Source organism: Pseudomonas monteilii NBRC 103158 = DSM 14164, from assembly GCF_000730605.1.
GTDB lineage: Bacteria > Pseudomonadota > Gammaproteobacteria > Pseudomonadales > Pseudomonadaceae > Aquipseudomonas > Aquipseudomonas monteilii.
Genome location: NZ_BBIS01000025.1, coordinates 41,574 through 56,367 on the forward strand (window position 1 = coordinate 41,574; position 14,794 = coordinate 56,367).

The following is a 14,794-nucleotide window of genomic DNA, read 5'->3' on the forward strand; positions in this document are numbered from 1 at the left end:
AGATGGCCAGATGCCCTATTTCAAGAACAGCCAGTTGGACATGTAGTTGCCGTCGAACGTAATCACGTAATGCCCGTCCTTGTACGTTGCCGGCAGGGGCTTGAGTTGGAGCTGCGCATCGTGTGCGAACAGCTTCAGCCCGGCAGGTGCCTCGATGGTCAGGCTGCCCTCGAAGGGTTCGACATTGAATGGCGTTTTGTCATCGGCCTTGGGCATGGCGCGGGTACCCAGTGACAGCAACAGCTCCCGTGACTGGCCCAGCGGTTTGCCGTCCAGGCTCTGTACCGCGACGCTGGCGTAAGGCGTTTTCGTTTGCACCTGAATGGCCCCCAGGCTGATCGAACGCCCTCCCAGCCAGCCGGTGGCGGCCTGGCTCAGCGGTGTATCGATGGTGTAGATGCCTTGTTGCCAGTTGCGCTTGAGCTCGCCGGTGTCGGTCACCGATTCGGTAGCATCGGTGGCCAGCAGCGATTGCCCTGGGTCTTGCAGCACTTGCGCACCTGCGGGAATGGCGGCCGGTTTCAACCACGGCAACTCCGGTGTTTGCGGCAGGGCAATTTGCAGTTGGCCCTTCTCCATGGCTGTGCGCAACAAAGGCGAATTTCGTGGGGTGATCTCTTGGTTGTAAAGGGTGGCGGGCGTCGGTGCGAAAACGTAATGGGTGGTTGCAGGCTTCACATCGGCACGTCGATAGAGCAGGGCAGCAGCGGGCAGCGTGGCGATCATCGCGGGGTCGTTGTAGGCGTGCCAGTTGTCCGCCGTGCGCCAGCCAGGGTTGAAGGCCTGTTGGCTGTAGGCATATTGCATGAGCGCGTCCCAGCCCTGGTGGCTGGCAGTGCCGGCCACGTACAGCGGCAGCGAGTGGCGGTCGGGCAGTGGGAAAGGCTCGGCGTTCCATTCGGTGACGGTCAGTGGTTTGCCCACGACCTGGGCGGCGGCGATCCAGTCGATCATGCCGTCGCTGGTCAACGGGTTTTTCTCCAGTTGGCCGATGGCGCCGTAACTGTGGGCATCGACGACATCGCCTGCGGTCAGGGCCGGCAATGCGCTCAGACCATTGCCGCCCCAGGTGCTGGTGGTGGCTATTGGCACCTTTACCCCCACGCTGCGCAGGTGAGCGATCATGTCGGCGTTGAAGCGCTGTTCCAGGTCGTTGAGGAGCAGCTTCGACGGGCCGTGCTCCCACGCGCGCCAGGTTTGGTCGACGGGCAGGTTGTACTGCCTGGCGAAGGCTTTGGCCGCTGCCATGTAGCGCTCGCTGTGGCGCGGTACATCCTTGTTCGGCATCAGGGCGTTGCCGTAATGCTGGGTAAGGTCGTTCTCGTTGGTGATCAGCACGGCGGCGATGGCCGGGTCGTCCTTGTAGGCAAGGCCCGTGTACTCGTTCACATGGGTCAGGTACTGCTCGGCAAAGCGCTTCATCGCCGCCTGAATACTGTTGTTCACATAGGCATAGCCCTTCAGGTCGACGCGGTCATCTTTCTTGGGCAGCTCATCGAAATCGTCAATGTTGTCGTTGGCGGTAAGTGCGCGCTGTACGTGCATGTCCAGCCAGATGTAGATGCCTTCGTCCTTGAGTGCCTTGATCCACAGGTCGAGCTTGCGCAGTGACTCGGCACTGAGCTGCTGGGTGTCGCGCACCAGGGTACCGTCGCCGAACACGTTCGGGCTGACCCAGGGCGAGTCGTGGTGGTGCAGGCGCACCAGGTTGAACCCCAGTGCGGACAGGCGCTTGGCCTGTTGGCGAATTTCGTCGTCGGGGCTTTTGAACAGCGAATAGGCAGACAGGTTGGTGCCCCAGAAACGCACGGGGGTGTTGTCCTCGAACATCAGCTGTTCACCGACCGCCTTGACGAACCCACGTTTGCCGGCGGGCTTTTGCGCCGCGTTGAGGAACGACAGGTCCACCGGTGAAGTGCGCCAGTCCAGCTGGTCATCCGGCCAACCGGCAGGGTCGGCCAGGCCAAAGCGCTCAGTGGGAGTGGGCCCCAACTCGATGTCGCCGGTCACGTTGAGTACAGCCTTGAATTGTTGCTTGCCGGCGTTGATCGGGTCTTTGTACAGGAACGCACGCAATTCGGACGGGTTGCCACGTTCGAAATACACCTTGGCCAGTGGCGGGTCGAAGCGCATTTCGATGCGCCGGCCTTGGTCAGCCTTGCCCCAGGACCAGCCGCGATTGTCGGCCAGCAGTTGTGGCGCACCCATATCGCCGGCGATTTGCGCCGGGTCGAACTGGAACACCATGCCGCCACCCATCACCCCGGTCTGGCGGCTATGGGCGTCCAGGTCGAAGGCCCAGCTCAGGGTTTGTGCTTGCGCTTTGCGGATATCAGCCGCCAGGTCGAAGTCCAGCTCTTTGTTCTTGCCCCGCAGCGTGTACTGATAGGGGCCATTGACCTTGAAGTCGGTATAAAAGCCGGTCCAGCTCCAGTTGGCGGCCCAGAAGTCGAACTTGGCCTTCATCACCGGGCCACCGCCGTGTGTCACGGTGGGCAGCCCACTCTGTTCATCGACACTGACCTGCCAGCCGGAGCCCCAGCCGGCCAATGGCAGCAAGGCCAGGCCGGCAATGGCCGACAGGCGTACGAAAGGACGCAGGGATAGCACGTTCATGAACATTACCTGGGTTGTAGGCCGGGTTCGGCCAGTTCCATGGCCTGGCTGTCGTGCAGCCGGCGAACCATCTGGATGTAGGCCACACCCAGCCCGGCGATGGACCAGTACACCACCGGGATGAAGGTGATGCTGCTGACGGTGAAGATGATCACCAGAATGCCGATCAGTGTCGCCAGCAACACCCGGCCGAGCTGTCGTCGTTCATCATCCTTGTCAGCGAAACTGAGCATGGACCGGCGGATCCCGCGCAGCACCACGGCAAAGAACGCCACGAACAGACCGAGACCCACCAGCCCGACCCGCAGTGCCAGGTTGATGTAGGTGTTGACGATGTCGATGATGCCTTCGCCCTGGATCATCGACTGCATTTCCGGGGTGTTGCGGAAGTCGAACGAGCCGAACAGCGGGTTGCGCTGGATGACGATCCAGGCGTTGTCCATCAGGCGCTCGCGGTAGGTGATGTTCTCTTTTTCCAGGTTGCCAATGAAGGGCAGCAGGTCCAGTACTTTTTCACCGCCGGGCACGATGGTGAGCAAGGGCAGGGCCAGCATGCCGGCTGCGCCCAGCAGCGCCAGGCGCTTGACGGCACCTTTGCCCAGGGCAATGAACACCACCACGATGACCACGACGCCGATCCACGGGCCGCGTGACAACGGTGCGAACAGCCCGGCGGCCAGTAGTAGGGCGCCCATGGCTTTGTGCAGCGGGCGTTGCACATAGCCCTGGACGAACAGGAACAGGCCGATGGCCACACTCATCACATAGCCCAGGGCAATTGCCTGGCCGGTGGTGACGCTGGCCCGCAGCGCGCCGCCGCGGCTGAGGTAACCCGACATGCTCCAAGGCACGCCCATGGCATCGACCAAGGCGCTGTACAGCAGCCAGTGGCGTACATACTCGGCCACGGCGATCAGTGCCATGACGAAGGCGGTGAGCACGAAGGCCAGCATGGCGTCCTTGAAGTCGCTTATCTGGCGCAGGCCGCGGCTGGCCACGTAATACGGCAGGAAGACGTCGACATACAAGTACAGCGCCTGGCGCAGGGTGTCGGTGAGGGTGGTTTCGCGCAAGTACAGCACGCTCATCAGCACCAGGCCGGCCGCCAGCAGCTTGTCGGCCCAGGTGCGGCCAAAGCGCAGGGTGCCTGCCTGGCGGCTTAGCTGCAGCGCGGCGGGCAGCAGCACACACAGGGTAAGCAGGCGGATATGGTTCAGGTCGACCAGGTAGTTGACCACACCAAATCCGGGCACCTGCACCGACGCAGGCGGGATGAGGAACAGCAGCATGTAGAACAGTGCCATGGGGTTGTGTTCGCGGCGTCCAGCAATCAGCAGGATGACCGCGCCCGCACCCAGATACAGCCAGAAGCTGTGCGAGACGAAAGCCAGCACAGTCAGCAGGAACCACAAGTTGCGCCGGCGCTTGAAGTCAGCGAGCGGAATCAGATCGGTGGCAGGGCGCCGCGCAAGCAGGAAGACCACGCTCGCCAAAAACAGGATGACGATCAACGCACGAAAATGTTCAGGCATCGGCTATGTACACCTTTCCCTCGGTGGGCAACGGCTAGCATCGTGGCTAATTGAAACTATAGTGACTTTTAGCCAATCAGTCAGAGATTGAAGTCATGCCGTCGATTGATGTGTCAGCCACCGCAAGCCTGCGCCAGCGGGCCATGAGGGCCGGGTCCTGGAACCTGGTGTCGCAGGTGGCGTCACAGGTCATGCGCCTTGGCGGCAACCTGATCATGGCCCGCTTGCTGCTGCCGGAAATGTTCGGGGTGATGGTCATTGCCACCACCGTTTCGGTACTGCTGCACCTGCTGTCCGATGTCGGCCTGCGCCAGAACATCATCCAGAGCCAACGGGGTGACGACCCGGACTTTCTCAATACCGCCTGGACCGTGCAGATCATCCGCGGCTTCGTGCTGTTCGGCCTGACCCTGTTGCTGGCTTTGTGTGCCTGGGTGGCGCAGTTCGAAGAACTGTGGCCGGCAGACTCCACCTATGCCGCGCCCATATTGCCGATGGTGCTGGCGGTTACCGGGCTGTCGGCGGTCATCTGGGGGTTCCAGTCCACCAAGATAGATGTGGCGGTACGCACTTTCCAACAGAAGCGTGTGGTACTGGTGGACCTGGCGTCACAAGCGGCCGGCCTGGTGGTGATGCTGGTGCTGGGCTTGCTGACCCACTCCATCTGGGCCTTGGTCATTGCCGGCCTGGTGTCTGCCGTGGCCTGGACTGTGCTGGGCCACACGGCGTTGGAGGGGCCGCGCAACCACCTGCGCTGGGACCGTACGGCGCTTACCGAACTGATCGTGTTTGGCCGCTGGATCCTGCTGTCGTCGATGGTGGGCGTGCTGGCCATGTACGGCGACCGCATCCTGTTCGGTGCCAGCATGTCGGCGGCGCAGCTGGGGGTGTATTCGATTGCCGTGCTGATCCTGGGCGCGGTGCAGACCGCACTGATGAAGATTGTGGGCGCCGTGGCGCTTCCTGCTTTCAGCGAAGCGGCCCGCGCCGACGACAAGGCGCGGCTGAAAGCGCTGTATCACCGTTTCCGCCTGCTGGTCGACCTGCTGGTGCTGTTCATCTGCGGTGGCTTCCTGACCGCCAGCCCTCTGCTGATCGGCTGGATGTACGACGAGCGATACAGTGAGGCAGGCTCGATGCTGGCGATTCTTTCGCTGTCGTTCATCGTATTGCGCTATACCTTGGCTCATCAGGTGTGGATCGCCTTGGGCCTGACCAAGTATCAAGCCATGGACAACATCATCCGCCTGGTCTCGCTGTGGGGGCTGCTACCGCTGCTGTTGGCGATTGGCGGTGTGGAATGGGCCATCTGGGGTGTTGCCCTGCATACCGTGCCCACGCTGGTGCTGGTTGTGTACGTGAATTGCAAGCTAGGTATTTTCAGCCTTAAACGTGAGCTGGTGGTGCTACCGATGCTACTGGTCGGAGCGCTGTGCGGGGCGCTGTTGACGGCCTTTTTCAACTGGCTGTGATGCAGCGTGCTGGGTGTAAATTCAACGGGTACAGGTCACGGGATCATGGGGAAGCTTACTTTTTGTAGTGCGCAGCTGGGGCGTAGGGGCTTTCTCCAGAGTTGTGTCTTGCTGGGCGTCGGTAGCGCTGTATTCGGCGCTTTTTCCCCCGTTGCTGGCAAACCTGTCGAAAAGCCGGGGTTCGTGGTGATCAACGGCTGGGTATTGCCGTCCCGTTACTTCCGGAACGAGCCAGCATGATCAAGGACTATCAGCAGCAGAAGGGGCTGCGCGATCATTACGATTTTTGCATCATTGGCGCCGGCCCTGCAGGTATTACCCTGGGCCTGCGCTTGGCCGCTGCGGGCTGGAGCGTGTTGCTCGCCGAGGGCGGCGGGCGTGAGTATGCGCCGCACTCGCAAGGCTTGTATGCTTGCGCGTCCACGGGCCTTGAACTGTACGCCGAGGAAACCCGCCTGCGTTACCTGGGCGGCACTTCCAACCATTGGGCCGGCCGTTGTCGCCCCTTCACGCCCTCCGACTTTTCTATCTCCCCGCCAGGCGACCTGCCTGGCTGGCCCATCGCCTATTCGGAGATCGAGGGTTACCTGCCTGCAGCCATGGAGATCGTAGACCTGCCGGCCGGGTCGGATTTTCGTGCGATGAATACCGGCCTCAACGGCGGCGATTTCGAACCCGATCGTTTCCTGCTGAGCACACCCACGCGCTTTGCGCAGAAATACGCCACGGCCCTCGAACAGACCAAAGGCCTGGACGTGTTCATCAATTGCAACTGCGTGGACCTGGAGTTCGACAAGGCGTCCGGGCACCTGGCCGCCGTGATCCTGTCCGACTACGAACGCAATCGGCAGCGCCTGGTGGCAAGCAACTTCATTCTGGCCACCGGTGCCATCGAGAATGCCCGGCAGTTGCTCAACAGTGAGACCTTGGTGGGCGCGGGCGTGGTGAACAAGGACGGGCTGGTTGGCGGGTGCTTCATGGAGCACCTGAATATCGACTTGGGGACCTTCATCCTCAAGTCCGGGCAGAACCCGGAGCCACGCCAGTACTACACCACCGATGCCTTCGTCGATGAGTACAAGGCCGGCAAAGGCAACGTCACGGCCGCCTTGCTGGCCGATGTGCAAACTTATGGTCGTACCGCCGAGGTCAAACATTTTCTCGAAAACCTGGCCTGTGACTGGGGCTTCGCCAGCAAGGTAGCGTTCGTTGCCAAGTTCAGCTGCCCCGGTGATGGCGTGATCAGTACGATGATCGAGCAATTCCCCAACCTGCACAGCCGTATTTCGCTGCTGGACGAGAAGGACGCACTGGGCGTTGCCAAGGTCAATGTCAACTGGGCACTGACTGCCGATGACCGGCACACCATCAAGTGCATTGGCAGCGAGCTGGCCAAGCAGTTCGCCGACATGGACCTGGGCTTCGTCAAGCTCAACGACTTTGTCTACGACACGTCGATCCCGCTGAAAATGGCCCCGCATGCCCATCACATGGGCACCACGCGCATGGCCGCCTCGCCGCAGTACGGCGTGGTCGATACCAACTGCAAGGTGTTTGGTACCGAAAACCTGTACATCGCCGGCAGCAGTATTTTCGCCAAGGGCGGCGCCTCCAACCCGACCATGCCGCTGCTGCAGTTTGCCGTGCGGCTGGCCGACCACCTCAATGCCAAGATGACGGCGGCCAGGGGCGCCGTGGCGTGACGCTTGTTGTACATGGGTTGAGTGCGCTGCGGTCAGCAACCAGAAGAACGAGACCGGAACGCCTCAGGAACATTCCAGACGGATTTGATTGCGAGGCCAGGCAGTATGAAGGGATGGATACGCAAGGCAGTGGCGCATTATGCCCATGCAACCGGGCGGGGCGGCACGTTCTACAGGCGGTTCTGCAGGCCTTCAGGGCTTGAATGGGGCGCCTACCTCACCCGTTGGGGCAACTTTCACTCGGTCGGCACCAACTTCTTTGTCAATACAGGCTGCAAGTTCCTCGACCCGTCGCTGGTGCGCATTGGCAACAGTGTGGGCCTTTCCGACTGCACGCTGATCGGTCATGACGGGGTGGTATTGCTGATCGAGCATCGCTTCGGCAAGCACCTGGATTCAGTCGGGTTCATCGATATCAAGGACAACTGCTTCATCGGCCACGGTGCGATCATCATGCCCCGCGTGACCATCGGGCCAGAGTCGATCGTGGCTGCCGGCGCGGTAGTGACCAAGGATGTACCGCCTGGCACTGTCTACGGTGGCAACCCGGCTGAATTCATCTGTACCACCGAACAGCTGATCAAACGGGTCGAGGCGCGTTGCGAAGCGTACCCGTGGATCGACCTGGTCAAGCAGCGCAATGGCGCCTACGACCCGGAAGTGGAGCCGCTGTTGATGGCGCAAAGGCGTCAGTATTTCTTCGGGGACAGCAAAAATGGCTAGCAAACCTGTGGATGTCATGGTGGTCAACTTCAATACCGCCGGGCTGCTACAGCCGATGTTCGACGCCCTGCGCCGCGCCGACGGCGAGCGGCTGGCCAGCTACCTAGTGGTGGACAATGCATCACGCGATGACTCGGTGCAGCGCATGGCCCAGGTGTGTCCCGAAGCACTGCTGTTGAGCAACAAACAGAATGTGGGCTTCGGCCGGGCCAACAACCAGCTGCTGGCACACCTGAAGGGCAAGTACGCCTTGCTACTCAATACCGATGCCTTTGTCGCCGCCGACTCCTTGCAGAAAACCCTCGACTACATGGAGGCCCACCCGGAGTGCGGCGTGCTGGGGGTGCGCCTTGAGGGCCGAGACGGTGACCTGCAGCCCAGTTGCCGCTACTTCCCCACACCGCTCAACGTTTTTGTCGCGCGTACCGGGTTGGGGCGGTTTTTCCCCGGGCTGAAAATGGTCGACGAAATGAACTGGGACCACGCATCGGTTCGCGAGTGTGACTGGTTGCCCGGCTGCTTCTACCTGGTACGCCGCGAAGTGCTGGACAAGGTAGGCCTGTTCGACCCTCGCTACTTCCTTTATTACGAAGAGGTGGACCACTGCAAGCGGGTGAAGGAGGCGGGCTGGAAAGTGGTGTTCTATCCGCATACAACCGTGGTGCACATCGGGGGTGAAAGCTCCAAATCGGTGGCCGAGCTGGAGGCTGCAAGCCGGCAGATCTCGGCGTACCAGATCGAAAGCGAGTTGCTGTACTTCCGCAAGCACCACGGGGTGGCGGGGCTGGCCCTGCACATGCTGCTGGTCACCTTGGGTGACCTGGTGCTGGCACTCAAGGCGCTGTTGAAACGACGCGGCTGGGGCGCGATACAGGCCTGCTGGCGTCATTGCCAGACAACCTGGTCATTGTTGTTCAAGACCCGGTACGCCAGCCAGGCGACAAGGTAGGTGGAGCCATGTTCGAGAATATTCGTGCTGACCTGCGGGCCCACGGCGGTGACTGGGCCGCCCAGGGGTTCTGGGTACTGCTGGTGTATCGCTTTGGCCGCTGGCGCTATACCGTGCGCCCGGCGCTGCTGCGCAAGCTGTGCTCGTTGATCTACAAGGTGCTGTTCAAATTCGTGCAAATCATCACCGGCATCGAACTGCCGTGCGAAGTGGTGATTGGCCGCAACTTCGTCATCGACCATTTTGGCGGCATCGTTGTCAGCGGCTATGCCCGCTTTGGCGATGACTGCCGCATCCGCAACGGCGTGGTGGTGGGCTTGAAGAATGTCGACGAGCCAATTGCCCCGGTGTTCGGCAATAACGTCGATATCGGCACCGGCGCCAAGGTGCTGGGCAGTATTCGTATAGGCAACAACGTGATCATCGGCGCCAATGCCGTGGTACTGGTGGATGTGCCGGACAACTCGTTGGCGGTAGGGGTGCCGGCCACCATCAAGACCAGGCAGCCGGCTAGCACCGCGCCCGTTGAGTGAGGCATATGGCAACGGTAATCGGTGTGGTGGTCATCGGCCGCAATGAAGGCACACGCCTGGAGCGTTGCCTGCGTTCGCTGATGCAGGGTGTGGGCAAGGTCATGTACGTCGACTCGGGCTCCACCGACGGTTCGCCGCAGCTGGCCCGCAGCCTGGGGGTGGAGGTACTGGCGTTGGACATGCGTGTTCCGTTCACTGCCGCGCGCGCCCGCAACGAAGGCTTTAGCGCCTTGCAGCGGCTGTTGCCGTCGATGCAGCTGGTGCAGTTCGTCGATGGTGACTGCGAGGTGGATGCCCGCTGGCTGGCTACGGCGCAGGCATTTCTCGACCAACACCCTGAGGTGGCAGTGGTGTGCGGCCGCCGCCGTGAACGCTTCCCGGAACGATCGGTGTACAACCTGTTGTGCGATCTGGAATGGGACACCCCCATCGGTGAAGCCAAGGCTTGTGGCGGCGATGCGTTGATGCGCGCAGACGCCTTCGCTGCCGCTGGCGGCTTCCGCGCTGACCTGATCGCTGGCGAGGAGCCCGAGCTGTGCGTGCGCTTGCGAGGCAATGGCTGGAAAGTCTGGCGCCTGGACGCCGAGATGACCCTGCACGACGCGGCCATGACCCGCTTCAGCCAATGGTGGCGGCGCAGCCTGCGTGCCGGCCATGCCTATGCCGAGGGGGCTTACCTGCATGGGCAGCCGCCAGAGCAGCACTGGTTACGCGAGTCACGCCGGGCCTGGCTGTGGGGCTTGGGCATTCCTGTGGTGATTGTGCTGGCTTGCCTGCTGCTCGGTGGCTGGGGCCTGCTACTGCTATTGATTTACCCGCTTCAGGCTGTGCGCCTGGCCCGTCGTGGTGGCAAATCGGCGCGCGAGAACTGGCTGCAGGCGGTGTTCCTGGTGCTGGGCAAGTTCCCGGAAATGCTCGGCCAGCTGAAATTCATGCGCCACCGCTTCGCGGCCGGCAAATCGGCTTTGATCGAGTACAAGTGAGAGAGACCCATGATGCTCGGCGCCCTCGTCAAAAGCGTGTTTACCCTGCAACCGGGCTACTCGTTGCGGGCATTGAACAACAAGTACAAGTTGACCCGAGAGATTGTCAGGCAATGGCCTGAGCTGCATGCCTTCATGCAGCGCATGACGGCGGCGCTGGGCCAGCAGGGGCTGCAGCGGCTGGGTGTGGATTGCATCGGCGTGGTGCAGTGGCCTTACCTCAGCAAATGCTGGGAGGCCCCGCAGCGCCTGGATGTGGTGGCTTCGCACTTTGAAGTGCTGGCCGGGCAGTTTCCGGCGCTGTTGCTACTGGGGCGGGACGAAAGCCTGACGCTGTGCGAGCTGGCCAGTTATTCGCCGGGCTGCCACCTGGTGATGGACCGGCCGATCTGGTTCAAGCGCGAAGGTGAACTGGTGCTGAACCTGTTCCAGGGCGACCTGCGCGTGGCGTCGTTGGCGTTTACCCTGTGCCGTGATCAGGGGGGGCTGTCGATGTTCATCGGTGCCGTCCAGGGCATTCACAAGGGCATCGACAGTGAAACCTCGCTGGCCATCTACCGTGACCTGACCAAGGACTTCGAGGGGCTGCGCCCGCGCAGCCTGCTGCTCGAAGCGTTGAAATGCCTGGCACGCATGCTGGGCGTTGCGCAGCTGTATGCCGTCAGCGATGCCTGCCGGCACCATCGCCACCCGTACTTTGGCAGCGACAAGGCCCAGGATCTGGCGGCCAACTACGACATCATCTGGCAAGAAAATGGCGCTACGGCGTCGAGCCGCGACGACTTCTTCACTATCCCCTTGGCACCGGCACAACGGGCCGAGCAGGACATCCCGGCCAAAAAGCGCGCGATGTACCGCCGCCGCCAGGCGCTGCTCGACGATGTTTTTATTCGCCTGCAGGCCGCATTGCCGGGCAGCGGTCACAACCTTGGACTACAAGGAAAACAGGGGGATGCATTTGCTGTGAGTGCATCGGCAGTAGACAGACCACCCGTAGTCGACAGCCTGAAGTAAAGGTTGCCAGGGGAGGCCGGTCATCAAGCGGGTTGGGATCTGAATTCGTATGCGCATTGCTTACTTCATCAATCAGTACCCGAAGGTCAGCCACAGTTTCATCCGCCGCGAGATCCTGGCGTTGGAGCGTCAGGGCGTAGAGGTGCAACGCATTGCCCTGCGGGGATGGGACGCCGAGTTGCAGGATGCCGAGGATACGGCCGAGCGCGACAAGACCCGCTATGTGCTGCGGGCTGGTGTAAAGGGCTTGCTGAGGCCCACGTTACAGGTGCTGCGAGCACAGCCCGGGCGGTTCTTCCAGGCCCTGTGGCTGGCCATGCGCCTTGGCCTGCGCGCCGACCGCGCCTGGCCCTACCACCTGGTCTACCTGGCCGAAGCTTGCCAGGTGCTGCAGTGGCTGCAGGCCAGTGAGGCGAAACACGTGCATGCCCATTTCGGCACCAACTCCACCGAGGTGGTCATGCTGGCCAACCAACTGGGCGGGCCGGCTTATAGTTTTACCGTGCATGGGCCGGAAGAGTTCGACAAACCGCAGTTCCTGCACATGGGCGAAAAGGTACGGCGAGCCGCCTTTGTCGCAGCGGTCAGTTCTTACGGGCGCAGCCAGCTGTTCCGCTGGGTGGCGCACGAGCATTGGCCCAAGGTAAAGGTTGTGCATTGCGGCCTGGAGCGGGGTTTCCATGAGGTGGCGCCGGTCGATGTACCGTCAGTACCACGGCTTGTTTGCGTGGGGCGCCTGTGTGAGCAGAAAGGCCAGCTGCTGTTGCTTGAGGCGGCGTGTCAGCTTGCTGCGCAGTCGATTGACTTCGAACTGGTGTTGGCCGGAGACGGCGAAATGCGCCAGCAGATCGAGGCCCTGATTGCCCGGCATGGCTTGCAGCGGCGCGTGCGCATCACTGGCTGGATCAGCAGTGCACAGGTGCGCGAAGAAATCCTTGCCGCCCGCGCGCTGGTATTGCCCAGCTTCGCCGAAGGCCTGCCGGTGGTGATCATGGAGGCCATGGCCTTGCGCCGGCCAGTGCTGACCACCTATGTGGCGGGCATCCCCGAGCTGGTGCGCCCGGGCGAGAACGGCTGGCTTTTCCCCGCTGGCGCCGTCGACGAGCTGGCTGAAGCCATGGCGGATTGCCTGTGCCAACCGGCCGACGTATTGCAGCGCATGGGCGAGGCAGCCTACCAGCGTGTGCTGCAGCGGCATGATATCGACACCGAAGCGGCCCGGCTGGCCGCTTATTTCAAGGCATCCGCATGATAAGTGTATTGAGTTGGTCGCTGGGCCTGCTGACGGTCATCGTCCTTGTGCCTGTGTCGATTTTTTTTGTACAGATGCTGCTGGCGTGTCTGCCACCACGCTCGCAGTACCTGGGCCATAGTCTGCGCCCCCGGGTGGCGGTGCTGGTACCTGCCCACGATGAGGCTGCGATCATTCGTGCAACGCTGGCGAGCATTGCCCCGCAATTGCTTGAGGGTGACCGCTTGCTGGTGGTGGCAGACAACTGCTCCGATGATACGGCCCAGCTGGCCCGCGACGCCGGCGCCGAGGTGGTGGAACGCTTCGACTCGGTGTTGCGTGGCAAAGGCTATGCGCTGGACTTCGGCGTGCGTCACCTGGCCGAACAGCCACCCGAGGTGGTGATTGTGGTGGATGCCGATTGCCAGGTGGGCGAGGGGGCGATTGACTGCCTGGCGCGTCGCTATCACCAGACCCAGCGGCCGGTACAGGCGCTGTACCTGATGCGTGCGCCTGTGGGGGCCGGGCTGAAAGTGCAGGTCGCCGAGTTTGCCTGGCGGGTAAAAAACCTGGTGCGCCCGCGTGGCTGGGCGCGGCTGGGCTTGCCCTGCCAACTGATGGGTGCGGGCATGGCATTCGGTTGGCACGACCTGACCTTGATCAATCTTGCCAATGGGCACCTGGTAGAGGACGTGAAACTGGGCCTGGATCTGTGTCAGCAGGGCAAGCCTCCCGTGTTCTGCCCCGAGGCATTGGTCACCAGCCAGTTTCCTGCCAGCCAGCAAGGCCTGAACAGCCAGCGCACCCGCTGGGAGCATGGCCACTTGGGCTTGATGCTGGCCGATGCGCCCAAGCGTGCGTTGGCCGCCGTGACCCAAGGCAATGGTAGCCTGCTGGCGATGACCCTCGACTTGCTGGTACCGCCTTTGGCGTTGTTGGTACTGACCCTGCTGGGGCTCAATCTGGTGGCCTGGCTTGCGTACTTGCTGTTTGATGTTGCCGCGCCAGCGTGGATCGCCCTGATAGCCTTGGCCATGCTCAGCCTTGCGGTTTTGCTGGCCTGGGCGCGCTTCTGCCGTGAGCTGATCCCGTTTTCCGTCTTGCTTTACGCACCGTTCTACGCGGCAAAGAAAATCCCTTTGTACCTAGGGTTCCTGATCAAGCGCCAGGTTGAGTGGGTGCGCTCAAAACGGGATGATGACTGATGGCACTGTGGCAATGGCAGAATCGCTGGCAATGCATAATCGACGCGCTCGAGGTGGTACCCGACAGCGGCGCGGCACAGCGCCTGCTCGACAGGCTGGCAGCCCCGCAAGCCGCGACCGTGCTGGGCTTCGTCAATGCCCATGCGATGAACCTGGTGGTCCGTGACGGCGCCTACTGCCAGGCACTGTCGGCAGCCGACGTGTTGCTGCGCGACGGCTCCGGCATGGCCATCCTGTATCGGCGTCTGGGCCTGGCACCCGGGCTTAACATGAACGGGACTGACTTCATTCCCAGGCTCATGGCCGCATACCGTGGGCGCAAGGTCGCATTCTGGGGCACCCGGCAACCCTACCTGAACCAGGCCGTGCAGCGGTGTGAAACCGAGTTTGGTGTCGTGCCCGTGTCGGTACATGACGGCTTTGCCAGCCTCGAAACCTACCTGCAGCTGGCCCGTGAGCAACAACCCGAGCTGATCGTGCTGGGCATGGGTATGCCCAAACAGGAGGCGGTGGCGGCCAGGCTGGCAGCCGTTGGCGGGCCGTGCCTGATCGTGTGTGGTGGGGCAATTCTGGACTTTCTCGGCGGCAAGGTCAGCCGGGCACCGCCTTGGCTAAGGCGGCTGGGGGGAGAGTGGGCCTACCGGCTGTTGCGCGAGCCAAAACGTCTGTTCATGCGTTATGTGGTGGGCAACCCGCTGTTCTTGCTGCGCACGCTGCTTTACCGCAAGGCAGCCGATTCGGCCAGGGGCACTGTATGAATCGGCCAAAATCCGCGCTGATGGCGGGTGGCTGCTACAGTGATAGCAGTGGCTTGGGGGCTGCACGATATTGCT

The 14,794-nt window shown here is 62.1% G+C and carries 12 protein-coding genes; 10 read left to right on the forward strand and 2 right to left on the reverse strand.

The annotated features are described in order from the left end of the window. Positions 1-15: 15 nt before the first annotated feature. Positions 16-2,616 carry a glycoside hydrolase 5 family protein gene (locus tag PM2_RS14290; RefSeq protein WP_028699175.1) on the reverse strand — a complete coding sequence of 867 codons (2,601 nt, stop codon included), beginning with the start codon at positions 2,614-2,616 and terminating at the stop codon, positions 16-18. Positions 2,617-2,621: 5 nt separating this feature from the next. Further along, on the reverse strand, positions 2,622-4,148 hold the full coding sequence (locus tag PM2_RS14295) for an O-antigen ligase family protein (protein WP_016715293.1): 1,527 nt from the start codon (positions 4,146-4,148) through the stop codon (positions 2,622-2,624). Between the two features lie 95 nt (positions 4,149-4,243). Here PM2_RS14295 and PM2_RS14300 point away from each other — a divergent pair, with 95 nt between their 5' ends. From PM2_RS14300 to PM2_RS14345, 10 genes are all read left to right on the forward strand, one after another. Further along, a complete protein-coding gene (locus PM2_RS14300; RefSeq protein ID WP_016715292.1) occupies positions 4,244-5,620 on the forward strand; it encodes an oligosaccharide flippase family protein in 1,377 nt (458 codons plus the stop codon). A gap of 236 nt (positions 5,621-5,856) precedes the next feature. Beyond that, positions 5,857-7,323: an FAD-dependent oxidoreductase gene (locus PM2_RS14305; RefSeq protein ID WP_028699176.1), complete on the forward strand. Its 1,467-nt coding sequence runs from the start codon at positions 5,857-5,859 to the stop codon at positions 7,321-7,323. A gap of 105 nt (positions 7,324-7,428) precedes the next feature. Beyond that, on the forward strand, positions 7,429-8,046 hold the full coding sequence (locus PM2_RS14310; RefSeq protein WP_016715289.1) for an acyltransferase: 618 nt from the start codon (positions 7,429-7,431) through the stop codon (positions 8,044-8,046). Continuing rightward, positions 8,039-8,995: a glycosyltransferase family 2 protein gene (locus tag PM2_RS14315; RefSeq protein ID WP_028699177.1), complete on the forward strand. Its 957-nt coding sequence runs from the start codon at positions 8,039-8,041 to the stop codon at positions 8,993-8,995. Before PM2_RS14310 ends, PM2_RS14315 begins: the two co-directional genes overlap by 8 nt. Positions 8,996-9,003: 8 nt before the next feature. Continuing rightward, the gene (locus tag PM2_RS14320; RefSeq protein WP_016715287.1) at positions 9,004-9,528 is read left to right on the forward strand and encodes a serine O-acetyltransferase; all 525 of its coding nucleotides are present in this window, start codon (positions 9,004-9,006) and stop codon (positions 9,526-9,528) included. A 5-nt stretch (positions 9,529-9,533) separates the two neighbouring features. After that, positions 9,534-10,511 carry a glycosyltransferase family 2 protein gene (locus tag PM2_RS14325; protein WP_016715286.1) on the forward strand — a complete coding sequence of 326 codons (978 nt, stop codon included), beginning with the start codon at positions 9,534-9,536 and terminating at the stop codon, positions 10,509-10,511. Between the two features lie 9 nt (positions 10,512-10,520). After that, positions 10,521-11,525 (forward strand): VirK/YbjX family protein, encoded by a 1,005-nt coding sequence (locus tag PM2_RS14330; RefSeq protein WP_028699178.1) that lies wholly within the window; start codon positions 10,521-10,523, stop codon positions 11,523-11,525. Between the two features lie 49 nt (positions 11,526-11,574). Beyond that, the gene (locus tag PM2_RS14335) at positions 11,575-12,777 is read left to right on the forward strand and encodes a glycosyltransferase (protein ID WP_016715284.1); all 1,203 of its coding nucleotides are present in this window, start codon (positions 11,575-11,577) and stop codon (positions 12,775-12,777) included. Beyond that, positions 12,774-13,961: a glycosyltransferase family 2 protein gene (locus PM2_RS14340; protein ID WP_016715283.1), complete on the forward strand. Its 1,188-nt coding sequence runs from the start codon at positions 12,774-12,776 to the stop codon at positions 13,959-13,961. Before PM2_RS14335 ends, PM2_RS14340 begins: the two co-directional genes overlap by 4 nt. Continuing rightward, positions 13,961-14,719 (forward strand): WecB/TagA/CpsF family glycosyltransferase, encoded by a 759-nt coding sequence (locus PM2_RS14345; protein ID WP_016715282.1) that lies wholly within the window; start codon positions 13,961-13,963, stop codon positions 14,717-14,719. The genes PM2_RS14340 and PM2_RS14345 overlap by 1 nt, the downstream gene beginning before the upstream one ends. The last annotated feature ends 75 nt before the right edge of the window (positions 14,720-14,794 follow it).

What these genes read in the sequence shown, in the direction of transcription:
- PM2_RS14290 (WP_028699175.1), bottom strand. Translation starts at nt 2,616, where the DNA reads ATGAACGTGCTATCCCTGCGTCCTTTCGTACGCCTGTCGGCCATTGCC.
- PM2_RS14295 (WP_016715293.1), bottom strand. Translation starts at nt 4,148, where the DNA reads ATGCCTGAACATTTTCGTGCGTTGATCGTCATCCTGTTTTTGGCGAGC.
- PM2_RS14300 (WP_016715292.1), top strand. Translation starts at nt 4,244, where the DNA reads ATGCCGTCGATTGATGTGTCAGCCACCGCAAGCCTGCGCCAGCGGGCC.
- PM2_RS14305 (WP_028699176.1), top strand. Translation starts at nt 5,857, where the DNA reads ATGATCAAGGACTATCAGCAGCAGAAGGGGCTGCGCGATCATTACGAT.
- PM2_RS14310 (WP_016715289.1), top strand. Translation starts at nt 7,429, where the DNA reads ATGAAGGGATGGATACGCAAGGCAGTGGCGCATTATGCCCATGCAACC.
- PM2_RS14315 (WP_028699177.1), top strand. Translation starts at nt 8,039, where the DNA reads ATGGCTAGCAAACCTGTGGATGTCATGGTGGTCAACTTCAATACCGCC.
- PM2_RS14320 (WP_016715287.1), top strand. Translation starts at nt 9,004, where the DNA reads ATGTTCGAGAATATTCGTGCTGACCTGCGGGCCCACGGCGGTGACTGG.
- PM2_RS14325 (WP_016715286.1), top strand. Translation starts at nt 9,534, where the DNA reads ATGGCAACGGTAATCGGTGTGGTGGTCATCGGCCGCAATGAAGGCACA.
- PM2_RS14330 (WP_028699178.1), top strand. Translation starts at nt 10,521, where the DNA reads ATGATGCTCGGCGCCCTCGTCAAAAGCGTGTTTACCCTGCAACCGGGC.
- PM2_RS14335 (WP_016715284.1), top strand. Translation starts at nt 11,575, where the DNA reads ATGCGCATTGCTTACTTCATCAATCAGTACCCGAAGGTCAGCCACAGT.
- PM2_RS14340 (WP_016715283.1), top strand. Translation starts at nt 12,774, where the DNA reads ATGATAAGTGTATTGAGTTGGTCGCTGGGCCTGCTGACGGTCATCGTC.
- PM2_RS14345 (WP_016715282.1), top strand. Translation starts at nt 13,961, where the DNA reads ATGGCACTGTGGCAATGGCAGAATCGCTGGCAATGCATAATCGACGCG.